We start from the raw sequence: 23,169 nt of genomic DNA, 5'->3' as shown, positions 1-23,169 counted from the left end.
TCCCGTCACCTTCTCGAGCACGGCGGCGTGGGCGGGCGAAGGAGTCGAAGCGTCACGGCTGCAGCGAACTCATCCTGCACCAGGAATCCGGGGTCCCATCGTCCGAGCAGAAACGGGTCGCTGCGAGGGCTGATGGGCCGTCCCCCCGAAGCGAATGCCGCGCGGAAGCCGGCCCGTTCAGCGGCAATAGCGGCCGTCGCGTCCGCACGTCCGTGCGGGTACGCGAAAAGGTCCACCGACGTCCCGGCCGCTGCCGCAAGGGCCGACCGACCTTCCGCGAGGGCCGCGTCCAATGCGGCGCACGGGACGTCGGTCATGATCGGGTGGCGGAGCGTGTGGAAACCAATGGTCATCCCGGCCCGCGCCAGGGCGTCGATGTCGCCGGCAGGCATGGGTGAGTCTTCCGGGCAAGGTAGTAGCCGAGAGAGTCGTTCGGTGAGCGGTGAATCCTCCAGCGCAGCCGCCAGCTCTGGGGGCCCGTTCCCGTCGAGTGCGAGCACGCGACGTGTGGACTCCAAACCTCTCACATGGATGCTGTGCTCGAGGATGTTCCACCAATAGGGGCCCAAGCCATGCAGGCTGCGCCCGGAGAGGAAGAAAGTCGCGTGCAAACCGCGCGCCTTCAGCACCGGCAACGCGTGGAGCCGATGAGACACGTGATCATCGTCGAATGTAATCGCGAATCGCGGACCCTGGTTGGTTGCGTGTGACTCGAGGAGACGTTCCAGAGCGACGACCTGCCCAATCTGTTGGAGCATGTCGAGCTGCGCCGCAAACAGAGCCGTCGGGAGCGAAGGGACCACTTCGTGTGCGGCTGGCCCATCGGGGGCGACCCGATGATAGACCAGGACGAGTGAGCGGTGAGAGGCACGCGCCAGCCGCAGCGCCGCCTGCCGCGCCGGGCCGCGACGAAGGACGGTCGTGCCCAGCCGTTTCGCCAGGTCGACCGTCGTACTCATGGAACAGAACGGTTCTATCTCGCGGATGCCACACTCGCATCCCCGCGGGTGCCCAGGCGAGCCACGGTGCGAGTGAACCTCCCGCTGACGTCCTGACCAAAACCCTTCCAGGCAGCCTCGCCGTGCTCACCAGCCAACCAAAAGAAGTACGCCCGATAAGGACCGAGCTCATACGTGTTGTTCGTGAACAGGTTGCCTTTGCGGGTAAAGGTCGCCTCCGTCTCTCCCGTGATGCCGGTACGGCCCGATCCCTCGCCGAGTGGTCTCACCGACTTCACGACGTTGTCGTACGCGTGGAAGTTCGTCAGCGTGTAGACGCCATGTCGGCCCTTCCCTCGATCCTCATCGAGTCCCGTAATGCCCTGCCAATTCTCCTCGAGCGTGTTGCCGTACACCTCCACATCACTCGACGTGGAGACGACGATGCCACCGCCGTCCACCCAGTAGGGATATGGGTGCTTCGTGCCGTTCCGGCGAAGCGTATTGTGGCGGATGATCGCCTTGTACCCAATCTCATGAGAGATTCCCGAATGGGTGTTGTCCTCGCACCGATTGTACTCGAACACCACGTTGATGTTGTCCGTGTCGGTCCACAGGCCGGGCCCGCCGTTGTGATGGGAGAAGTTGCCGCTGATCGTCAGGCCGTCGGAAAACGTGAACTTCGTGCCGCCTGCGGACCAGTAGGGATCGAACCCAACCGCATTGTTGTACGCGATCTCGTTTCCAACCACGTAGCTGTTGTCGCCCTTTCCGCCGATGCCCATCTGTCCGTTGTGGTGGACATGATTGTTGAGCACCCTGCGATCATCCGCCATGTGGATGCCGATCCCGTGGTTCCATCGCACCTCGTTGTCCAGAATCGTCCAGCCCGGCGCATCCCAGGCCTGAATGGCGCCATCCTCGGCACGGTTCGCGTATTTCTCCACGACGAGGTTGGTGATCGTCACGCCAGACGCCGCGCCGTCGAACGCATAGGGAGTGACGCTCGTCTCCACCACATGTCCCGTTGGATCATCCCACACGTAAATACGCTCCGCGGCATAATCGAAGAACCACTTGCCTGGCCCGCCATTCGACAGACTGTCCGTATGGACCAGCGCTTCGTTGTCGACGAAGAGGTCCTCCGGATAGGCACAACGTGGGTGCTCCGGAAGACATTCGCCGCGCTGCGATCCCTGCTGCGTCTGACCTATCACATACCAGGTCGAACCGGATCGTACCCACCCTGTCAGGACTTGCGCGCCGGAGAGGATCGTACCCGGCTCGCCGATGAAGGTCTGACGGTCCTTCGGGATGACGGCTTGGAGGCGATGCACGCCGGCATTCAACAGAAACGTCGCACCGGAAGGATTGTCGGCCACGATCGCCTGGATGTCATGCCCGGGGGAGATCTCGACGGCAGACCCGACGCCGATCGTCACCGGAGCAGAGGCAGAAATCGAGCCCTCCGACGTTGTGGCGGTCACTCGATAGCTACCCTGCGTCTCGCCGGCGGTATACGTTCCGTCAGACGCGATGTTCCCGCCGGTGGCCGTCCATGTCACCTCCTGCTCCGACGTCCCGGTCACCACGGCTGTGAACCGCCGCGTGCTCCCCGGCTGAAGGGAGGCCTCGTCGGACCAGATGACGACTACTGGCTCCTGTGGGTCTGGGCTCGCAATAATGCGCAGGCTGCCCGGCGGCGCCGGGGCCTGTGCGAACACAGACGAGGGTGCGGCGATTGCAAGCGCGAGAGCACTCGCGGGCAAGAGAACGCGCGGCCAATGGACCCGCTTCGTCATGGGAAATCGCGATACCAGAGAACTAGGGCACTGCAGTAGTGTAGATCGGGTATCATGCGGGATCAATTTCTCAGGCGCGAAAAAAAGGAACCGGGTTCCTTTTCGATGGGCGACGAGGGCGAAAAGGTACCCGGTTTCTGTTTTTGGTCACCCCTTCCGCCCGATGTTGCAGCTTCCTCGAGGAGACGTAGGCGGGTATGACGACGGTGCAACGAGGCACGGTGGCGCACGGGCCGGCGGCGCCCATCACGGTGTCAGCGGTAATGCCGGCCTACAACGCCGCTCCCTACCTGAAGGATGCCGTCGACAGCGTGATCTCACAAACCTTCGAGAACTGGGAGCTGATTGTCATCGACGACGGATCACAAGATGACACGCCGACCGTCCTTGCCGCGTACCGGGACCCCCGCATCCGGGTGCTCCGCTTGCCCAAGAACTCCGGGCGCGGCGCTGCCCGCAACGCCGGCCTCGCGGTCGCAACCGGACGCTATATCGCCGTGTGTGATAGCGACGACATCTCTCTGCCACACCGGTTTGCGCGACAGGTGGCGTTTCTCGAGGCGCATCCCGAGGTCGATGTGGTCTCGGGCCACATGCTGGTGTTCTGGAACGGGTCCGCGCCGCGGAGGAGCATCCGATTTCCCGAAGAGCCGGCCGCAATCAGTCGGCGGTTTCAACGGGGGAGGATGGGCGTGGTCCACGGGGCGAGCATGCTCCGCGCGCGCTGTTTCAGCGCGTTCGGTCGCTACCGCGAGGAGCTCGTTCGGGCCGAGGATTTCGAGTACTTTCGCCGTATTCACCGCTTCTGCCGCTTCCACACGCTGCCCGAGGTCCTGCTCTTGTACCGACACGAAGTAACGCGACGACCTTGGTGGAAATGGGTAGAGAACAGTCGATGTCACCGCTATGCAAACTACTTGTATAGTGCGAGCGTGTGCTCCTCGGCTCCGGTGATGAGCTTCGACAGCTTCTCGCGGCGTTGGCAGGGCTATGCAATCGATTACTCGATAGAGCTGCTCAAGTTCGTCAAGTTCACGACGTTGGCTTACGTTCGTGACCTCCGGATTCGAGCCGCAGTCCACTCGAGCCGCGGGCAGCGCTCGGCCGTCCAGGAATAGGAGCGTGACTCACGAACGAGCCACGCCAGGGATGAAGCGGACGCCTCCTTGGCGCCGGGGCAGAACCGAGCCACCGTAGCGGTTCGCGAATACGCGTGTCAGCTCGGCGCCGAAGAGGAATACCTGCGAGGAATAGTAGACCCACAATAGGAGCGCCAACACGCTACCGGCGACGCCGTAGACGGAGCCTGCGGCGGCCTTCCCCACGAACGTCGCGATCAGGAAGCTGCCAAGACCGAAGAGCAGCGCAGTCACCGCGCCGCCAACGAACACGTCGCCCCACGCCACCTCCGCGTCTGGCAGCGCCTTGTAAATCAGCGCGAAGACGCCGGTGGACATCGCAAACGCCACGCTCAGGCTGATCGCCTGGAGCGCCACCTCGGACATCGGCAGCCACGCGCTGAAGTAGGTGCCGGCCGCCGCGACCGCCGTGTTGACGAGGACGGACATCACCAGCAGGAGGCCGGCGGCGATGACCAGGCAGAAGGCGTAGACCCGCTGGATGAGGAACTCGGCAATGACGCCCATCATGGTTGCCGCTTGGGCGGCAGGCTGAACCTTCCACACGATATCGAGCTGCTGCCTAAGCTCGTTCACGAGGAACGATGCGCTCCAAAACAGCGTCACGGCGCCTGTCACGCTGGCAATCACGCCCCCAGACTTCGTCATCCCTTGCTTCAGGATTTCCTCAATCGCCGTCGCAGCCTCTTGCCCCGCGAGCCCTGTGAGCAGGGGTTGGAGCTCCCCCCGTGCAGCCCTGTCGCCGAAGATGAGACCTACCGTGCCGACGATGACGATCAACAGCGGGCCGATCGAAAAGAGCGTGTAGTAGGACAAGGCCGCGCCGAGCCGGGCGGCGCCGTCGGTCGACCACTCGTTGTACGCCTCGTAGAACAGCAACGCCAAACGACGGGGTCCGAGCGTCAAGAGGGCGCCGAACTGCCGTGCGATGCCGTACTGCCGCTTGTCACCTCCGCGAGAAGGCTCGTCACGATCTGAGCCACCGGCCTGGACTGTGGCCTCTTGCCTTTCCTCTTTGTGCTCGCCCACGGGACACCTCCGTGTTGTGAATCATCATGCGCGCGATGGGGGCGTGAAACGCAAGCTCATCGGAGGTCGGCAGCCGCGCATTTGCGCGACAGACATGATACGCATGAGCTCGCATTCGGGTATCGAGGGGCTACACTTGTTCGCCAGCACATATCGGCGCCGAGTAGCCCGACACACGTCGCAAAACGGAGACATACGCCATGCGAATCTCAAAGGCAAGAGTACTAACCCTGTGCGGTCTGTTTACGCTCGGCATCGTCCAGGGCACAGCCCTGGCGCAGGAGAGCTCGCCCAGCGTGCCGCAGCCCGGCGCCGCGGCATCGCAGGAAGAGCTCTCGGTCGAGGACTCGGCAAATCCTGAGCTCGTCGGCGCCATCACGAATGAGCTCGGCGTCACCCCGCAGCAGGCGCAAGGCGGCGCGGGCGCGCTCCTTGGTCTCGCCAAGTCGCAGCTCAAACCAGACGAATTCTCCGAGGTGGCCTCGGCGGTGCCTGGCACCGACGCGCTCCTCGGCGCGGCGCCGGCGATGCAGGGCGCGGCCGGGTTGGCGGGCATCGGCGGTGGCGCGATGGGTCTGGCTAGCCTCGCCGGCAACTTCGACAAGCTTGGGCTCTCTCCGGACATGGCGGGCAAGATGGCGCCGATCCTGACCAAGTTCGTGCAAGACAAGGGCGCGAGCCAGGCGGCGAGCCTTCTCAGCGGCGTGTTCAAGTAGCATTTCGGCGTTACAAAGATGTGTCGTTCCGTTCCCGAGAGGCGGTTCTGCGACGAGAAGGACTTCTGACCCGCTCGACCGTCAAACCTTCGCCGCGCGCCGCATCGACCAAGCGGTCGTCGAACGCCACGAACGGAACCTCGACGTCCAGCTCACGATGAAGGTAGAGCGCGCTGGCAAGTTGAATGGCATCGCTAGCGCGCAGGTGGTGACGTAGAAGCAGCTGCTTGGCCGTTGCCGTGACCTCCGGCGTGAGCTCGACAACAATCAACGCGGCTGCGTCCGCACGCAGCCGCGCCAGGCCGCGGTCACGTTGGCGAATCGTGAGTGCGCCCTCGCGCTCACGGCGCACGAGCGCCGATGCCACCTCCACTTCCGACAGCCGGCTCGTAGCGGCCCTTCCGGTGGCCAGCAACCGGCGCACCGCGCTGCTGCCGCGTTCGCGACTGTAACGCTTCGCTAGCGCACTCGCATCGAGATAGCGCGTCATACGCGATCAGCACGGTCCTCGATGACCGCATCCGACAGCGATTTGCGGCTTCGCATCGGGCGGAACGTGGCCAGCGGTCGATCGACCAGCTGGGTTACCGCTCCGGTTGCCTTCAGTCGGGCCAGCCCGGCATCTTCCGGCGTCGAACCGGCCGCAAAAGGCCGGACTTCAGCGATGGGCCTTCCACGATCCGTGACAAGGAGGGTCTGCCCCGACCGCACGCGTCGGAGGTACGTCCCGAGGCGAGTCTTTAGTTCTCGAGTGCCCACCGTTACCGATCGACTCATGTAGTCATTGTGACCACATTCGGCAATGGCGTCAATTGAGGGCATGCGGTCCTCGGGCGTTCTGGCCACGGGGTTCCGTCCGGACCGCGGCTCTCGACGCGATCACCCGCGCTTGCCGCCCCCCAGTTTTTGTCCGGCCTCCCAAACATCTGAGTGCCGGCCTGTGTGGAGTCGGTGGACAGGATCGGTTACGCGCTGGTGGGCGGAGCCGCCGGCGTGTCGTGCTGACGGGTGCCGCGCGCCCCCGCGATCACGCTTGCCGGCAGCACCGCTTATCACCCGCGCACTTGACCGGATACACCATAATCGCTGATCCTTACACATAGAAGGCATACGATGCGGACAAACATCGAGATTGACGATCGTTTGATGAAGCAGGCGATGCGGGCCAGCGGTAGCAAGACCAAGCGCGCCGTCGTTGACGCCGCCTTGCGCCTGCTCGTCCAAACAAAGGCGCAGGTAGGCGTCCGGCGATTGCGCGGGCGTGTCGCCTGGCAGGGCGATCTCGACGCCAGCCGACTGGATCGTGTCTCGGAGCGCCGATAGTCGATGGTGATTGTCGACACAACTGTGTGGGTCGACTATTTCAAGGGGCTCCCGACGCCGGAAGCGGAATGGCTCGATCGCGAGCTGGCGCTACAACGGCTAGGGCTGGCGGATCTCATTCTCTGCGAGGTGCTCCAGGGCGTGACGTCGGAGGCCAAGGCGGCCGAAGTCCTCAGAGAGCTCCTTCATTACGAAGTATTCGAGACCGGCGGTGTTGACTTGGCGACGGCTGCTGCCCGCAACTATCGGCTGTTACGGGCTCGCGGTATCACAGTGCGCAAGACCATCGACTGCCTTATCGCCACGTTCTGCCTGCTAGGCGATCATGCGTTGCTCCACCACGACCGCGACTTCGATCCGTTCGAAACGGACTTGGGGCTCCAAGTCGTGCATCCCGAAATCTCATTGACGGACACGCCGCCCGACGAAGAATCACCTGACGAGGTCAACTGACTGCAGCAGGTCGACGCGATCACAACGCGTCAGCAAGGCGTCGGATGCCTTCCCGAATCTCCGTTTCCTTCATGCGTGAGTATCCGAGCATGATTCCCGTTCGGACGCGCCGTTTCAGAAAGTACGGAGAGATGCCATAAACGCCGACGCCGCGCGCCGCAGCGCCCGCGATCACCGCCTCTTCGGATACGCGACGGCTTGGCCACAAGACGACGTGGGCCCCAGCGCCTTCACCGGTCACCTGGACCCGATCACCGAGGTACGCGTGAATGTTCTCGAGGAGCACTCGCCGGCGCTGCGCATTTCTGCGACGCACGCGACGGAGGTAACGCTCGTACATGCCGCAGGACATGAATTCTGCGAGCGTTTCCTGCTCTAGAGTCGTCGTGTGCCGGTCCGACAGCCATTTGGCCGAGGTCAGCGCGGCGACGAGCGATTGTGGCGCAACGAGGTAGCCGATCCGGAGCGCCGAAAAGACCGTACGCGAGAAGGTGCCAATGTAGACGACGTGCGCGCCATCGTCCAAGCCATAGAGCGGCTCCACAGGCTGTCCTTCGTAGCGAAACTCTCCGTCGTAGTCGTCCTCGACGATGACCGCCTGTCTGCGCTTGGCCCATTCGAGGAGCGCCAGTCGTCGCGCCAGCGGGAGAATCGCGCCGGTTGGAAACTGGTGCGACGGCGTGACGAACGCCATCCGAGCGCTCGGCGGGAGCTGGGCCGGGTTCAGACCATCGCGATCAACCGCGATCGGCAGCACATCAGCGCCAGCCGCGCGAACAGCCTCACGCGTGCCCTGATAGCTTGGGTCTTCAATGGCAACTCGATCGCCCCGTTCGATCAACACTCGAGCAACCAGGTCCAGTGCTTGCTGTGAGCCGTTCACCACCACCACCTGCGCCGGATCACAAATGACGGCGCGCGACCGTCGTAAGTGGACGCAGATCGCTTCTCGCAACGCAACGTTTCCCGCGGCTGGACCGTAGTCCAGCTCTGAGATCCGCGCTTTCCGGGCACATCGCAGGAGGATGCGCCGCCACATCTCGAAGGGAAACGTTTCCAGGTCGCTCCGCCCGTACGCGAAGTCATAAAGGAGCGAGCGGCTCCGCCGCTCCGGGACGTTCACCCTCGCCCATGCCGCTGCGGCGGCAGATCCAAAGCGCGACAGGCGCACCGCGACTGCCCCTTCGGACCGAGCCGACCGGCTAACGCGCACCGGAGCGGAGACATAGGTTCCCGATCCGATGCGACCCACCGCGAACCCCTCGGCCAGCAACTGATCGTAGGCCAGCAACACGACCGTTCTCGAGATGCCAAGTTGCTCCGCCATCTGTCGGGTCGACGGAAGCTTCTCACCGCTCTGGAGAGCGCCCGACAGAATCGCCGCACGCACGCGGAGATAGACCTGCCGGAAGAGCGGCCCGCCGTGTTCCGAAAATGGTATCGCTAGTTTCACGGAAAGTGGATCTTTAGAAATACCACATGCTGGCGCACACTCCAAACTAGTCGGTGTCTTCCGGACGCCTGTCTTTCGGCAATGGCCATCCGGGTCGAGAGAACACGAACGCCAACAGGGAACGGAGAAGGAAGATGCAGGTATTGCAGCGTGTTCGGACGTCCTCCTTGCTGTGTGCGCTGATTGTCGCGTTGTGCTCGCCACACGTGGCGGCCCAGACGGACTCGGGTGAGGCGACGCCCGAAGCGCGAACATCCGGCGCGGAACGAGATGGACAACACGATTTCGACTTCGAGTTCGGACGCTGGAAGGCTCATATCAGGCTTTTGGTCGAGCCACTGACGGGTTCCGATACCTGGATCGATCTCGAGGGCACTTCCGTCGTGCGACGCGTGTGGAACGGCCGCGCCAATTTGGGGGAGCTCCAGGTCGAGAGCTCGACGACCCGCATCGAAGGCCTGAGCTTACGCCTGTACAACCCGCAGTCGCGCCAGTGGAGCATCTCTTGGGCCAACAGCCGCGATGGGAGCTTGGGGCCACCGATGATCGGCGAGTTCACGAATGGCCGTGGCGAGTTCTTCAACCAGGAGATGTTTCAGGGCAGGGCGATCTTCGTCCGATTCATCTTCTCCGATATCACGCCAACCTCATTTCGGTTCGAGCAGTCGTTTTCTGCCGACGGCGGAAAGACGTGGGAGCCGAACTGGATTGCCACCTTCAGCCGGCACAACCCATGAGCCCCATTGGGAGAGCGATTCAGGGAACGCTCGGCGCGCTGACGTTGATGACCAGCCTTGCCAATGCCCAGCAGGTCTCGTCATCTCCTAGTGTCGTCCGCCAGTCGCTGGACGATGCGTGGTGGACCGGCCCGATGCTGGCGCCCTCGGCCGCGACGCTACCGCGCGGACATTTCCTGATCGAGCCGTACCTGTATGACGTCACGACGCAGGGCCGCTTCGACGGCGACGGCGTCCGGCGCAGCGTCAGCCGTTCGCACGGCTTCGGGTCGCTGGCGTACGTGCTCTACGGGCTCGCAGACCGACTCACGATTGGCATGATCCCGACGGTGGGCTACAACGACGTGAGCGACGGGCTGAGCAGCTCGGGGGTCGGCCTGGGCGACGTCACCGTGCAGGCGCAGTACCGGCTCACGCAGTTTCGCGAGGGCCGATGGATGCCGACGACCTCCATCGCCGTGCAGGAAACGTTTCCGACCGGGAAGTACGATCAGCTGGGCGACCGACCGAGCGACGGCCTCGGTAGTGGCGCCTGCACCACCACGTTGGCGATCTACTCCCAGACCTACTTCTGGCTGCCGAATGGCCGCATCCTACGGATGCGCGTCAACGTGTCGCAAGCGTTCTCGAGCCGCGCGAGCATCGAAGATGTGAGTGTCTACGGCACGGAAGCGGGCTTTCGCGGGCACGCGAAGCCCGGCAACTCTTTCTTCGTCGACGCATCCTGGGAATACAGCGTGACTCGACGTTGGGTGCTCGCGCTCGACGCGACCTACCACCGCAGTGGCAATACTCGCGTGATTGGACACAGCATCCTGCACCCGACTTCGGCCAGCGACCAGCGCGACTCTGGCTCCAGCGTCGCGTTCGGCCTGGCGCCGGCAATCGAATACAGTTGGAGGAACAACATTGGCGTACTCCTTGGGGCCCGCGTGATTGCTGCAGGGCGCAATACGGCTACGACGATCACCCCGGCGCTGGCGATCAACTTTGTGCATTGACCGATCCAAGTCAGAGCGATAGGCGAGCCAGCCGGCGCTACTCTGCTCGTAGCGCCGTCGCCGGGTCCACGCGCATGGCGCGGCTGGCGGGAATGTAGCAGGCAAGCGCGGCCACCGCGAGGAGCACCACCGAAACGAGAAGAAACGTCGAGGGATCGAGAGGCGTCAGGCCAAAGAGCAGACCCTCGAGATATCGCGAGAGGAGCGCCGAGCCCGTGAGGCCGACCACCATCCCGACGCCTGCGAGCGCGATGCCCTGGCCGAGCACGAGGCGCAGCACCTCCGGGCCGCGCGCGCCAAGCGCCATCCGAATACCGATCTCCCGGGTCCGCTGGCTGACCGAGTACGCCATCACGCCGTAAATGCCGATGCTCGCCAGCGCGAGGGCCACTGCGGCAAACAGCCCTAGCACGGCCGCGTAGAAGCGCGGCTGCGCCACCGAGTCCCACACCTGCTGCTCCAGGCTGGCGACGTTGTCGACGGTCAGCTGTGGATCGAGCTGCCTCACGAGACTATGCACCATGGCGGCCATCGCCGTCGGATCGCCGGCCGTCCGTACCGCGAAGAACACCATCCCGGGGCCGCCCGGCATGGTCCCAGTCGCCTGACGGTACTCCAGGTAGATCTCGGGCTGCGGCTCGGCGTCGAGCCCAGCGTGGCGGACGTCACCAACCACGCCGACGACACGAAAGGGCGTCTCGCTCCCGAGGCGGACGAGCTCCCCCAGAGGGTTCTGGTCGGGGAAATAGCGGCGCGCGAGCGTCTCATTGATCATCATCACTTGTGGCTGGCCGTCTCGGTCGGCCTCGGTGAACGCGCGGCCGGCCACCACCTCGAGCCCCATGGCCGGCACGTAACTGGCGCTCACCACGCGACTGTCGGCAAAGGGGATCTCCTCGGGGCGCGCCGGCGTAGGCTGTCCCTGAATGTTCAGCGACAACCGCATGATGCCACTCTGAAGGGGCAGGGTGTTTGCGAGGCCTGCCACTTGCACGCCAGGCGTAGATTGCAGACGGGTCAGCAGCTGATCGTAGAAGGTCTGTCGTGCCGTATCGGGGTACCGCGTCTGCGGCAGCGCCACCTGGAACGTGAGCACGTTGCGCGCCTCGTAGCCGGGATCCACGCTGGCGAGCTTCGCGAAGCTGCCAATCAGAAGGCCGGCACCGATCAGCAGCACGGTGGCCAGCGCGATCTCCCCGGCGGCGAGCAACCCGCGCGGCCGGTCGGTGAGTGTCATCGAGTCCGGTCCGTACAAGGCCATGTGCGACAGCGTCTGCGTGCGCTCACGCCAGATCTGAAAATCGTCCGTGGACATACCGGAAAGGCGCTCCGGCATGCCGGCCGGCGCACCCGTGCGATTCTGAACGATCCGCACCAACCGATCGGCATCGTTGTACGGGAGCGGGCGCAGCAGCACCGCGTTGACGATGCTGAAGATGGCGGTGTTGGCGCCGATGCCGAGCGCGAGCGTCAGGATCACCACGAGCGAGAACAACCGGTTCCGTTGAAGAATTCGTATACCGTAGCGGAGGTCCTGTCCGATCATTTCCAGCAATGGAATGGTGTTCATCTCGTAGATCTCCTCACGGATCCGCAGAGGGCTCCCCAGCTTCCGGCGCGCGGCATGCCTGGCTTCGTCCGAGCTCTTCCCGCGTGCGACGTTGTCGTCGATTTCGTGGGCCAGGTAATCGTCGAGCTCTTTGGCGCGCTCGACATCCCACTGCGCGCGTCGCAAGAAGCGGAACAAGCTCATACGCGTCTCACTCGGCTGGACGGAGAATCCGATTGACCGCGCGGACGATCTCGTCCCACCGCGAGGTCTGTGCCGCCAGCTGTGCACGTCCCTTGTGTGTGAGACGGTAATAGCGGGCGCGGCGATTGTTCGCCGACGTTCCCCAGAAGGAGGCTATCCAGCCGCGATCCTCGAGCCTGTGGAGCGCGGGATACAGCGACCCGTGCTCCACTTGTAGCACCTCCTCGGACCGGTGCTCGATCGCGTGGGCGATCGTGTGTCCGTGGGCTGGCCCGAGTGCGAGGGTTTTGAGGATCAGCAGGTCGAGGGTTCCCTGGAGCAACTCTCCCTGCATCGGCACACTGCCTCGTTTCGGCATCCTCTTCAGAAGATAATCTACCTGAATGGAGATGTCTACCTCTCCGCACCACTTGCGTGTGCCACGCCCACGGGACAAGATGGCGCATGCGCCGCCTACTGCTCGTCGCGTTCGTCTTGCTCGCACGGCTCGCGTCGCCGGCCGCCGCCGATCCACTGGCCGACCGAATCGCCGAGATCACGAAGGGGTTCAAGGGGACGGTGGTCCTCTACGCCAAGAACCTGAGAACCGGCCGGGAGGTTGCGTCCAACCCAGACGACCGCGTACGGACGGCGAGCACGATCAAGCTGCCCATTCTTTGCGCGCTGCAATCGCTCGTGGCTCAGGGCAAGGTGAAATGGGACGAGCCGCTGGTCCTGAAGCCCGAGGACAAGGTCTCCGGCTCCGGCGTTCTCCAGAGCCTGGCCGACGGCACCGACCTCACGGTCCGAAACCTCGCCATCCTCATGATCATCGTCAGCGACAACACGGCCACGAATCTGCTCATCGACCGCATCGGTGCAGACACCGTCAACGAATATCTCGATACGATTGGCCTCACCCAAACACGGTTGAATCGCAAAATCATCGGCGGTGATGAGCCGCCCACCGGCTGGAGCAACGCTGGGATGGTCGAGGAGAACAGGCGCTTCGGTCTCGGCGTGTCGACACCGCGTGAGATGGTGACGCTGCTCGAGCAGCTGCACCAGGGCAAGATCGTGAGCGCCGCCGCCTCGAAAGACGTCGTCGACATCCTGAAGAAGCAGCAGGTCACCGCCTCGATGGGCCGGCATGCCCCACAGGATTGGACGGTCGCCAGCAAGAGCGGCTCGCTCAACGCGCTCCGCAGCGACGTGGGCATCATCTACAGCCACGCGGACCCGGTGGCGCTGGCCATCACGGTCGAAGACATGCCGGAAACGGACTATTCCCCGGACAACGTGGGAGAGAAGCTGATCTGGCAGCTGACGGAGCTGCTCGTCGAGGGCCTGTCGGCACCTTTGTAGCGCGCGGCCTTCAGGCCGCGCGGGCGAGGGGCCTGAAGGCCGCGCGCTACATGTGTCTACGTGTGTCGTAGAACAGTGTGTGCGGAGACGCTATCGTCGAAAGATGCGCTTCACCTCCACGCCGAACTTTGGCTTGGCGCGCGGTCCGGTGATCTTGATGGGAACGATGGTGCCGGCACCATCGCGGCGAAGCAGTGAATCGAACGGCCTGAGCACCTGGCGCTTCCAGCCCTCCTGTGTCTGTGAAACTGTGGCATCCAAGCGCAGCTCGCCGCGGAAATCCAGCCATTCACGCGGGATGGCGTAGACGCCGGTCAGCCGAACCTCGGCGCCCGGCACCTCGAAGGTCAATTTGGAGAAGCGCGCTTGGCCGTCGCTGAGCGCGATATGGCCACGCAGGTTCGAGACGACGCTCTCGCCAGTTTCCGCGTCGATCTCACCCTGTCCACGTCGGCTCAGCTCCGCGATCGCCTTCTGCACGTTCAGACTGAGGAACTTCGCCCGCTCGATCTCGAAGTCGCCGTCGAGCTCGAGACGCTCGATCACATCCGCCTCACCGGGCGGCAACACGAACCGCGTCTTCAGATCGAGGAGGCCTTCGAGCGGCACCTTTTCATCACTGATGGCGAACTGCAGCACGTCGCGCAGCGCAGCCTGCTGCATGGTGACGTCGAGCGCGACGGTGCGGCCGCGCTTCCCTCTTTCACCGGTCACCGCCCCCTGCGCGTCGAGCGCAGAGTCCAGCCAGGTGGCGTGCACATCCGTGAGCTCGGTGTTGCCATTGGTCCCATCGACGACGGTCACGAACTCCGAGACGAGACGCACGCGATTGCCCGCCACCTTGACCTCGAAGTCGGTCACGTCCGCCTTACCCCGAACGTCGATGCGCTCCAGCCGGCCGCCGAACTCACCACGCGAGACGAGCGTGCCATCGATGCCCTTGAAGACGCCGAGGTCAGCCCGTTCGAAGGTATACCTGCCGGCAAGCGGCGTCGCGCTCGGCTCTTGGCCGTTCCAGGGGCCGAACGTGCCGGACGTCGTGACTTGCCCGGGCGGCTGTGGATTGGTGAGGAGGGCGTCGAAGCGACTCGCGTGCTCGATCGCGAACTCCTGCAGCCGCATGCGGTGCAGCTCGAACAGGCGTGGCGGCCGGTCAGTCCGGCTCGTTCCGATCTCGAGCCGCGCCTGGTCGGCGAGAATCTCATCGACCACGACGGCTGGCTGGCGCTGTTCCTGCGGTGCCGCCGGCTCCTGGGTAAACGCAGCGCTCGCTACGCTCGCCGGCCGAACCTCCACACCCGCTCGCCCCTCGGCCCTTCCCCCTGGTGGGACGTGGAGCCGTAAGCCGTCCAGGCGGACGCGCCGCACGCGCAGCGGCCGCCACAGCAAGCCGCGGAACGTGGCATCTGCGGAAAACTCGCGGATGCTGACGAGCGGAGGCACGTCGCTCCGTCCGTGGTGTCGCACGACGAGACCACGGCCGGCAATCGAGGGAAGGGGCCAGAGATCGATCTCCAGCGCAGCGAGCTCGACCTCGCTGTCGAGGCGCTCCTCGAGGTAGGCGACAACCCTCTCGCGGGCTTGGCTCGTCGCGCGGATCAGCAGCCATGCGGCTCCCCCGATCAAGACGAGGAGCACCAGCCCGCTCACGACCAGCACGGTCTGCCAGCGACGCATCACCCTCAAACCACGACCTGCTGTCACAGTCGGCGTGGCGTACTCAATACTATCTCGCATGATGCTATAGAATCGAATACGTATGTCGGCTCGAGGCACACTCGCGATTCTCGTCGGCGGCGGTCCTGCGCCTGGGATCAACGCTGTCATCTCGTCGGCCACCATCGAGGCCATCAATCAAGGATTCTCTGTGGTTGGCGTGCGCGATGGGTTCAAACATCTCGTTCGTCGCGACACCTCGCAGGTCCGCCCGCTGACCATTGACGATGTATCGCGGGTGCACTTGCTTGGGGGATCGGTGCTCGGCACGGCGCGTGAGAATCCGACCAAGGCCGAAGAGTCGATGCGGGCCGTGGTCGAGACGTTGGAGCAGGCTGGCGTCACCTCGCTCGTCACGATCGGTGGCGACGATACGGCGCTGTCCTCACGGACGGTGGCGGAGCGCTCCAATGGACGCATTCGGACGGTGCACGTGCCGAAGACCATCGACAACGATCTCCCGCTGCCTCCGCACATCCCCACCTTCGGCTTTCAAACCGCGCGGCACGTGGGCGTCGAGCTGGTGCGCAACCTCATGGAGGATGCGCGCTCGACGCGTCGCTGGTACATCGTCGTGGCCATGGGCCGGACGGCGGGTCACCTCGCGCTCGGTATCGGCAAGGCGGCAGGTGCCACCTTGACCGTCATCGCCGAGGAGTTCTCGGAGCCGCGTCTCCCCTTCTCGCACATCTGCGACATCGTCGAAGGCGCGATTATCAAGCAGCGCGCGCTCGGCCGGGGCCACGGCGTCGCCGTGCTCGCCGAAGGCGTGATCGAGAAGCTGGATCCGGAGGAGCTCGCGGAGCTGGAGGACGTCGAGCGCGACGAGCACGGGCACATTCGCTTTGCGGAGATCGACCTCGCGCGCAAGGTCAAGGCGGAAGTGCAAGGACGACTCAGCCAGCGGGATATCAAGCTCACGGTGACGAACAAGAACCTCGGGTACGAGCTGAGGTGCTGCGATCCAATCCCATACGACGCGGAGTACTGCCGCGATCTCGGCAACGGCGCGATTCGGTTTCTCATGGCCGGCGGCAGCAGCGCCATGGTGAGCATCCAGGGAGGGCGGCTGGTGCCCATCCCGTTTGCCGACCTCCGCGATCCCGAGACGGGCAAGACGCGGGTGCGCCTGGTCGACACGGCAGCAGAGGGGTATCGCGTCGCGCGCGCGTACATGATTCGGCTCGAGCGCGACGATTTCGCGCACAACGCATGGGTGACCAAGCTTGCCGAAGCGGCGAATCTCTCCGTGGGAACGTTCCGAGAGCGATTCGAGCCTCTGGGTCAGTGGTCAGTGGTCAGTGCCCGATGATAAAACGGTAGGGCTGCCTCGCCCAGGCGGCGCCCCCTCGGGGTTCACGATCACGGCGCGTTCGGCGAACGCGCCCTACCAGCGACGACGGCGAGGACTCTGCATTGGACATCAAACGAATCGGCATTGTCGTCGGTGGTGGGCCGGCGCCGGGCACCAACGGCGTCATCTCTGCCGCTGCTATCGAAGCGTTGAATGCGGGCGTGGTGCCAATCGGCTTCCACGAGGGCTTCACTTGGTTGGCGCAGCGGTACACCGACGAGCAGCACGAGCTCTCGATCGACGAGATCTCGCGTGTGCACCTGGACGGCGGCGTATTGCTCGGCGCATCGCGCACCGACCTCACGCGTGATCCAGAGGCACTGGAGAACACGATCGCGGCGCTCAAGAAGTTACACATCGACGCCCTCATCGCTATCGGCGGTGACGATCTCGTCCGGAGCGTGGTGGCGCTCGAGGCCCGCGCTGGTAGCAGCTTGCGCGTCGTGCAAGTGCCCAAGAGCATCGACAACGATCTGTGGATGCCGCTGCCCGTGCCGACGCTCGGGTACCAGACGGCGCGCCACGTAGGCGTCGAGCTCGTGAAGGCGCTGATGGAAGACGCGCGAACGACCGGGCGCTGGTATCTCGGCGTCACCATGGGCCGACCGACCGGCCACCTGACGCTCGGCATCGGCAAAGCTGCGAGCGTGACCTGCACGATCATTCCCGAAGAGTTCCCGGACGGGCGGATCTGCCTGGGCGACGTTGCCGACATTGTCGAGGGAGCCATCATCAAGCGGCGCGCCCTTGGCCGATCACACGGCGTCGTGTTGCTCTCGGAAGCGTTGGTCGAGCGCTTCGACCCGCACGAGGTGCAGGAGCTCCAGGATGTCGACCGCGATGCGCAAGGCAACATTCGCGTGACCGAAGTGGCCCTCGGGCGCAAGGTCAAGGCGGAGGTCGAGCGACGGCTCGAGCGCCGCAGCGTGAAGGTGACTCTCGTCGACAAGACGATTGGGTACGAGCTCCGTTCTGCACCGCCGATCCCCCTCGACGCGGAGTACGCTCGCGATCTCGGCTATGCTGCCGTCGAATATCTCATCGCCGGCGGCTCCGGCGCCCTCATCACGATTCAGGGTGGTGAGATGCAGCCGATCCCGTTCCGCGACATCCTCGATCCGGCCACCGGCCGCGGACGACTGCGCGCCGTCGACATCGACACCGAGGGATACCAGGTTGCCCGCCACTACATGGTCCGCCTCGGTCCGCGCGACTTCGAGGATCCCGACTGGGTGGCGCGGCTGGCCGACGCCGGCAAGCTGTCGGTCGAAGAGTTCCGCGCGCGCTTCGGTAAGCTCGCCGCGTGAGATCGTTTTCCAATCGACGCTTGTCCAATTGACGGTTGTTGCCTCGTCCTTTGCGCCTGCCCAGATACCCCCGTAGTAGCAGGACCCCCACGCGAGGCTGTCAGCTCGCGCGTGCCGATGGCGCTTCTATGGTCATACCAATGAGTCGAGATGACTCAGTCATAGATGGTTTCACCTCGAGAGACGTACAGGCCAGCGTGTCAATAGTCGAGATTCGCCAACCGTAATCGACCGCTGTTGACCTCCACTGAGAGTTGGGTTAGAGTCAGCTCGCTTCAACTTGTTAGACCATTCGTTGCGACCTCGGACGACCACTCAACTCAGTGTGTCGAACCGCCCGGGGTTGACCGCGATTGTTCCGTTGAGGAGGGTGGATATGCAGTACACGCGAACTGCCTGGATTGCCGCCTTGGCAATCGTGCTCGGGGCGTCGGCCCTTGGCACGGCCGCGGCGCAAGAGTTCCGCGCGACCGTCACGGGACGTGTGACCGATCAGTCGGCAGCTGCGATGCCGGGGGTCACCGTCGTCATCACCAGCACTGCCACGAATGAAACGGCGACGGCAGTCACCAACGCCGAAGGCGTGTACACACTCCCGTTCCTCAGACCGGGCCTCTACACGCTGACGGCCGAGCTCGATGGATTCAAGCGCTACACGCAGGAAAGCCTGCAGCTCCAGGTGGGCCAGACCGCCACGTTGAACATCTCGATGGAGGTGGGCGCACTCACCGAGACCGTCACGGTCACGGCTGACACGCTCGAGGCAAGCCGGGCGGACCGCGGCACGGTGATCGACAGCAAGCGCGTGACGGAGATTCCGCTCAATACGCGCAATCCGTTCATGCTGTCGATTCTGTCATCCGGCATCACGTTCAACGGGCCGGCGATTTACCACCGGCCGTTCGACAACGGTGCCATTGCCGACTGGTCGATCAATGGCGGCTGGAACCGCAACAACGAGTTCACGCTCGACGGCGCGCCCAACAACTCGATTGCGGGCGGCAACAACATCGCGTACGTGCCGCCGGTCGACGCCGTCCAGGAGTTCAAGATCGTCACCAACAGCTACGACGCGCAGCACGGCCGGTCCGCGGGCGGTGCAATCAACGTGTCGCTGAAGTCTGGTACGAACGACTTCCACGGCACCGCCTACGAGTTCTACCGGCGCAAATGGCTCGACACGAACTGGGACCTCTTGAAGCTGCAAGGGGAGGAAAGGCCTGATCACAAGCTCGATCAGTACGGCTTCGAGGTCGACGGTCCAATCGTCCGGAACAAGACCTTCTTCATGGTGAATTGGGAAGGCTACAAGGAGAGCAATCCCAACATCGAGACCGAGCACTACCCGGACGAAGCTCTGCGCCGTGGCGACTTCAGCAACTATCGCGATGCGAGCGGCAACCTGATCACTATCTACGATCCGGCGACCGGGCGCCTCGACGCGAACGGAAACTGGGTGCGCGCTCCGTTTCCGAACAACATCATTCCGCAGGATCGCATTAACCCCATTGCCACAAACCTCCTGCACTTCTGGCCGTTGCCGAACCAGGCTCCAGACGAGGGGTGTGCCTCGTATCGCTGCAACTTCTTTCTGTCGCCGAACCTCGCAACGGACGATTTCTACAATCTCGCGACCAAGGTCGACCACGTCTTCAGCGAGAAGACCAAGATGTTCGTCCGCTACGCGCAGAACTATCGCGAGGAGATCCGCAGCTTCAACGGCATCACTGGCCCGGCCGAGGACTCACAGGGGCCGCTCGAGCGCATCAATTACACGGGTGTGTGGGACTGGGTGCGGACCGTGAGCCCGTCGTTCGTCCTGAACCTGCGGTCAGGGTTGAGTCAGTACGTCGAGGCGTCGCGGACCGATGCCGCCCTCGGCTTCGACGCCACTGAGCTCGGATTTTCAGCCGACCTGGTCGGCCAAATACCACATCAGATGTTCCCGCGGATCAACATCAACGACTTCACGAACCTCGGCCGAAACGGCTTCGGCCGGGGCACCACAACGGTCTACAGCTTTCAGCCGAACTTCTCGTGGCTCAAAGGGAGCCACAGCATTCGAGGCGGCCTCGACATGCGCATGACCTGGCTCACGCAAAAGAACAGCGGAGCTGCGGGAGGCATGCGCATCCAACATGACGACCGGTTCACGCGGCGGGACTGGAATCAGGGCGATCCGCTCAATGGAAGCGCGTTTGCGTCGTTCCTGCTCGGCCTTCCGACCCACGGCGACATCAACAACAACCTGTTCCCCGAGTACCGCTGGAATTACTGGGCCCCTTGGATTCAGGACGACTGGAAGATCTCCAACCGGCTGACGCTCAACTTTGGTCTCCGCTGGGACCTCAACTCACCGGTCTGGGAGGCAGAGAGACGGATGGCTTATGCGTTCGATCCAGGCGCGGTCAACCCCGCCAACGACCGGATCGACCATTCGGTGTTCCCAGGCGACATCATGGGCGGTCTGCGATTCATTGGTGGCCCCGATGCCCCGGAGAAGTATCCGTACGATTGGGATCTGAACAACTTCCAGCCGCGCGCTGGCTTTGCCTACATGCTGAACGACCGAACCATCGTGAAAGGCGGCTACGGGCTCTACTACATGAACCCGACCGGCACGACCTTCACGACCGGCTACAGCATCACGACGCCGCTGGTCTCCACGCTCGACGGTAACCGGACGCCGAGCGTGACGCTTGACAACCCGTTCCCGCAGGGTGTCGCGCAACCGCCGGGCTCCTCGCTCGGCCTGGAGACCAACCTCGGACGAAGCCCGAACTATTCGAACCCGAACTTCGAGATTCCGAAAGTTCACCAGTTCCACATCGGTGTTCAGCGCGTGCTCCCTTGGGGCACGTCCGTCGAGCTGTCCTACGTTGGCAGCCGGACGCGTAAGCTGCAGACGCAGTGGAACGGGATTAACGAGCCCTCAGCCGAGTTCCGCGATAGCTGTAACCCGCTGCTCGGCGGAAACGCCGACTTCTGCCGCGACCGGCTGCAAAATCCGTTTCAAGGGGTCTCGGGATTCGAAGGGACTGATCGTTTCGAGGGTGCAACGATCGAACGCTGGGATCTCAATCGGCCGTACCCACAGTTCGACGGCATCGAAGAGTTCGAGCGAAACGATGGCCTCGTGAACTACAACTCGTTCCAGGCTGTCGTGAACAAGCGGTTCTCCGATGGCATCACGATCAACGCCACCTATACCTTCTCGCGCATGATCGAGCGCTGGGGCTGGCTCGACGTTCAGCGCATGATTCCGCAGGAGGGCTATTACTGGTCGGACCGGCCGCATCGGCTGACGTTCTCCACCGTTTATGAGCTCCCGATTGGTGAGGGCCGTGCAATTCTGGGTGAGTCCAGCGGCTTATTGAACGCCCTGTTCGGCGGCTGGGAGGTGGCTGGTCTATTCGTCTACAACACCGGGCGGCCGTGGGACATACCCGATGTGTATCTGGATCCGAATGGTGAGCGGACAACGCTGAATCCGGCAGCCATCAATGAGGACACCGACTACGGCGCGGACATTATTCGGGCCATCTCGGCGCCATGTACGGCGCGATACGATGACAGCGGCACGCTCATCCCGAGGAGCCCCTACGGCCCCGCAGGCTGCAGCGAGCCGTGGTTCACCAGCCGGCCGCCATTCTCGTCCCGTGTCCTGGCGTTCCGCTCGGAGGACATTCGCCGGCCGCCTTATCGACAGTTCGACATCAACTTCGCCAAGACGACACGCCTCGCTGGCGACGTCCGCTTGCAGATCCGCGTCGAGGTGTTCAATCTGTTCAACGTCGCAAACTACGACGAGGTTAACTACAACACGGATTTGGACAGCCCGTTGTTCGGCACAATTGACAAGAACAACCAGCGCCAGTCCGGCTTTCCTCGTCAGATTCAGCTCGGCGTCAAGCTGCTCTTCTGACGATCGCCACATCGGCCATGCCCGCTCGAGGCCGGCCGTTCATAGTGCTCGTCTTGGCGGTGTTGCCCGCTGTACAGGCAACCGCCGCCGCGCAGGGGGAGCCCGCGCGTGCGAAGGCAGTGTACGCGCGCGCGGTGGAGCTCGAAGCGAACGGCAATCATGCTGCAGCGCTTCCGCTGCTCTGGGAGGCGGCGGAGCTCGCGCCGGGCGAAGCCGACGTGCAGCACCACCTGGGGCTGGCACTCGAGCGGGCGGGGCTGATCGAGGCCGCCATCGAGGCTTACCGCCGGGCCATCGCGCGGCGCCCGACGTTTCCGAAGGCCACCAGCAATCTGGTACTGGCCCTGGTCAAGACAGGGCAGGCACGTGAGGCCGTGGGGCTGGCGCGCACCTCACTGGCGGCAGCCCCCAACGATCCGGATCGGCACTTCATACTGGGACTGGCGCAGTCCGAGCAAGACCTCGCGGCGGCGATCGAGAGCTTCCGTCGTGCGCTGGCGCTCAGACCGGCCCACGGGCTCGCGCGCTACAACCTGGCACTTGCCCTCAAGCGCGCCGATCGGCTGCCGGAAGCCATCGTCGCGCTCGAGCGTTTGCTCGAAACCGAGTCGCGCCCCGAGGCGTACTACACCCTGGGAGTCATTTACTGGCAGCAGGGCGACCTGGAGCGCGCTGCGAGAACGCTCGGCGCCGCGGTTGCGGCGGAGCCGGAGTACGCCGATGCACATTACAGCTTGGGCGCGGTCCTGATGGCTCAGCGCAAGTGGGTCGCGGCTGCCACGTCGCTCCGTCGCGCGATCACGCTGCGTCCAGAGGAGCCGGGCGCGTACTATACGCTCGCGCAGGTCCTTCGACAGGCAGGAGACGACGCTGCCGCGCGCACGAACCTGACCGAGTCGGAGCGTCTGCGGCAACGCGCGAGGCTGCAGCACGAAGCCTCCGTGCTCACCTACATCGGTGTTCGCCAGCTCGAGAGCGGTGATGCGATGGGTGCACTCGAACACCTCCGGCGCGCGACACAGGTGTCCGCCGACCATGCCCTCGCCCACTACCACATGGGTCGGGCCCTCGAGCGCCTTGGCTTGCTCGAAGAGTCCCGTGCCGCCCTTGCTCGCGCACGGCGGCTAAACCCGGACCTGCAGCATCTTCCGGATTCACGATAGAGAGTGCTGATAGGAT

The 23,169-nt window shown here is 64.0% G+C and carries 20 protein-coding genes; 11 read left to right on the top strand and 9 right to left on the bottom strand.

Annotated elements, in window-relative coordinates; genetic code table 11:
* Positions 1-5: 5 nt before the first annotated feature.
* Both GEV06_15055 and GEV06_15050 read right to left on the bottom strand, forming a co-directional pair.
* On the bottom strand, positions 6-959 hold the full coding sequence (locus tag GEV06_15055; GenBank protein ID MPZ19211.1) for a polysaccharide deacetylase family protein: 954 nt from the start codon (positions 957-959) through the stop codon (positions 6-8).
* A gap of 14 nt (positions 960-973) precedes the next feature.
* Positions 974-2,740, bottom strand: coding sequence for a right-handed parallel beta-helix repeat-containing protein (locus tag GEV06_15050; protein ID MPZ19210.1), 1,767 nt, complete (start codon positions 2,738-2,740; stop codon positions 974-976).
* Between the two features lie 197 nt (positions 2,741-2,937).
* Between GEV06_15050 and GEV06_15045 the strand changes: the two genes are divergently transcribed.
* On the top strand, positions 2,938-3,858 hold the full coding sequence (locus tag GEV06_15045) for a glycosyltransferase (GenBank protein MPZ19209.1): 921 nt from the start codon (positions 2,938-2,940) through the stop codon (positions 3,856-3,858).
* A gap of 9 nt (positions 3,859-3,867) precedes the next feature.
* Here GEV06_15045 and GEV06_15040 read toward each other — a convergent pair whose 3' ends face one another.
* A complete protein-coding gene (locus GEV06_15040; protein ID MPZ19208.1) occupies positions 3,868-4,908 on the bottom strand; it encodes a YihY family inner membrane protein in 1,041 nt (346 codons plus the stop codon).
* Between the two features lie 200 nt (positions 4,909-5,108).
* On the opposite strand from GEV06_15040, the gene GEV06_15035 reads away from it, so the two are divergent.
* Positions 5,109-5,624: a hypothetical protein gene (locus GEV06_15035; GenBank protein ID MPZ19207.1), complete on the top strand. Its 516-nt coding sequence runs from the start codon at positions 5,109-5,111 to the stop codon at positions 5,622-5,624.
* 10 nt (positions 5,625-5,634) lie between these two features.
* Here GEV06_15035 and GEV06_15030 read toward each other — a convergent pair whose 3' ends face one another.
* Together GEV06_15030 and GEV06_15025 are read right to left on the bottom strand one after the other, a co-directional pair.
* Complete coding sequence (locus GEV06_15030) at positions 5,635-6,114, bottom strand: PIN domain-containing protein (GenBank protein ID MPZ19206.1); 480 nt, start codon at positions 6,112-6,114, stop codon at positions 5,635-5,637.
* The gene (locus GEV06_15025) at positions 6,111-6,446 is read right to left on the bottom strand and encodes a type II toxin-antitoxin system prevent-host-death family antitoxin (protein ID MPZ19205.1); all 336 of its coding nucleotides are present in this window, start codon (positions 6,444-6,446) and stop codon (positions 6,111-6,113) included. Before GEV06_15025 ends, GEV06_15030 begins: the two co-directional genes overlap by 4 nt.
* A 291-nt stretch (positions 6,447-6,737) precedes the next feature.
* Here GEV06_15025 and GEV06_15020 point away from each other — a divergent pair, with 291 nt between their 5' ends.
* Both GEV06_15020 and GEV06_15015 read left to right on the top strand, forming a co-directional pair.
* Positions 6,738-6,947, top strand: coding sequence for a type II toxin-antitoxin system VapB family antitoxin (locus GEV06_15020; GenBank protein MPZ19204.1), 210 nt, complete (start codon positions 6,738-6,740; stop codon positions 6,945-6,947).
* A 3-nt stretch (positions 6,948-6,950) separates the two neighbouring features.
* Positions 6,951-7,400, top strand: a complete 450-nt coding sequence (locus GEV06_15015) for a PIN domain-containing protein (protein MPZ19203.1) — start codon at positions 6,951-6,953, stop codon at positions 7,398-7,400.
* A 19-nt stretch (positions 7,401-7,419) separates the two neighbouring features.
* On the opposite strand, the gene GEV06_15010 is transcribed toward GEV06_15015, so the two are convergent.
* Positions 7,420-9,108 carry an aminotransferase class I/II-fold pyridoxal phosphate-dependent enzyme gene (locus tag GEV06_15010; GenBank protein ID MPZ19202.1) on the bottom strand — a complete coding sequence of 563 codons (1,689 nt, stop codon included), beginning with the start codon at positions 9,106-9,108 and terminating at the stop codon, positions 7,420-7,422.
* On the opposite strand from GEV06_15010, the gene GEV06_15005 reads away from it, so the two are divergent.
* Together GEV06_15005 and GEV06_15000 are read left to right on the top strand one after the other, a co-directional pair.
* Positions 8,988-9,590 (top strand): hypothetical protein, encoded by a 603-nt coding sequence (locus GEV06_15005; GenBank protein MPZ19201.1) that lies wholly within the window; start codon positions 8,988-8,990, stop codon positions 9,588-9,590. The genes GEV06_15010 and GEV06_15005 overlap by 121 nt on opposite strands.
* Before the next feature lie 47 nt (positions 9,591-9,637).
* The gene (locus GEV06_15000; protein ID MPZ19200.1) at positions 9,638-10,591 is read left to right on the top strand and encodes a transporter; all 954 of its coding nucleotides are present in this window, start codon (positions 9,638-9,640) and stop codon (positions 10,589-10,591) included.
* Positions 10,592-10,628: 37 nt separating this feature from the next.
* Here GEV06_15000 and GEV06_14995 read toward each other — a convergent pair whose 3' ends face one another.
* A complete protein-coding gene (locus tag GEV06_14995; protein ID MPZ19199.1) occupies positions 10,629-12,344 on the bottom strand; it encodes an FtsX-like permease family protein in 1,716 nt (571 codons plus the stop codon).
* A 7-nt stretch (positions 12,345-12,351) separates the two neighbouring features.
* On the bottom strand, positions 12,352-12,702 hold the full coding sequence (locus GEV06_14990) for a PadR family transcriptional regulator (protein MPZ19198.1): 351 nt from the start codon (positions 12,700-12,702) through the stop codon (positions 12,352-12,354).
* Positions 12,703-12,788: 86 nt separating this feature from the next.
* Here GEV06_14990 and GEV06_14985 point away from each other — a divergent pair, with 86 nt between their 5' ends.
* Positions 12,789-13,688: a serine hydrolase gene (locus GEV06_14985; GenBank protein ID MPZ19197.1), complete on the top strand. Its 900-nt coding sequence runs from the start codon at positions 12,789-12,791 to the stop codon at positions 13,686-13,688.
* A 90-nt stretch (positions 13,689-13,778) separates the two neighbouring features.
* Here GEV06_14985 and GEV06_14980 read toward each other — a convergent pair whose 3' ends face one another.
* Positions 13,779-15,539: a hypothetical protein gene (locus GEV06_14980; protein MPZ19196.1), complete on the bottom strand. Its 1,761-nt coding sequence runs from the start codon at positions 15,537-15,539 to the stop codon at positions 13,779-13,781.
* Here GEV06_14980 and GEV06_14975 point away from each other — a divergent pair.
* The 4 genes from GEV06_14975 to GEV06_14960 all read left to right on the top strand — a co-directional run bounded on the left by GEV06_14975 (position 15,448) and on the right by GEV06_14960 (position 23,153).
* Entirely contained in the window at positions 15,448-16,716 is a 1,269-nt protein-coding gene (locus GEV06_14975) for a 6-phosphofructokinase (protein MPZ19195.1), read from the top strand. The genes GEV06_14980 and GEV06_14975 overlap by 92 nt on opposite strands.
* A gap of 110 nt (positions 16,717-16,826) precedes the next feature.
* Positions 16,827-18,065, top strand: a complete 1,239-nt coding sequence (locus GEV06_14970; protein MPZ19194.1) for a 6-phosphofructokinase — start codon at positions 16,827-16,829, stop codon at positions 18,063-18,065.
* A gap of 376 nt (positions 18,066-18,441) precedes the next feature.
* On the top strand, positions 18,442-21,990 hold the full coding sequence (locus tag GEV06_14965) for a hypothetical protein (GenBank protein MPZ19193.1): 3,549 nt from the start codon (positions 18,442-18,444) through the stop codon (positions 21,988-21,990).
* Between the two features lie 17 nt (positions 21,991-22,007).
* Positions 22,008-23,153: a tetratricopeptide repeat protein gene (locus tag GEV06_14960; GenBank protein MPZ19192.1), complete on the top strand. Its 1,146-nt coding sequence runs from the start codon at positions 22,008-22,010 to the stop codon at positions 23,151-23,153.
* Positions 23,154-23,169: the final 16 nt, after the last annotated feature.

This window comes from Luteitalea sp. (genome assembly GCA_009377605.1).
In the GTDB taxonomy this organism is placed as follows: domain Bacteria; phylum Acidobacteriota; class Vicinamibacteria; order Vicinamibacterales; family Vicinamibacteraceae; genus WHTT01.
The sequence above is the reverse complement of the archived record's forward strand: the minus strand, read 5'-3'. Positions and strand labels throughout refer to the sequence as shown.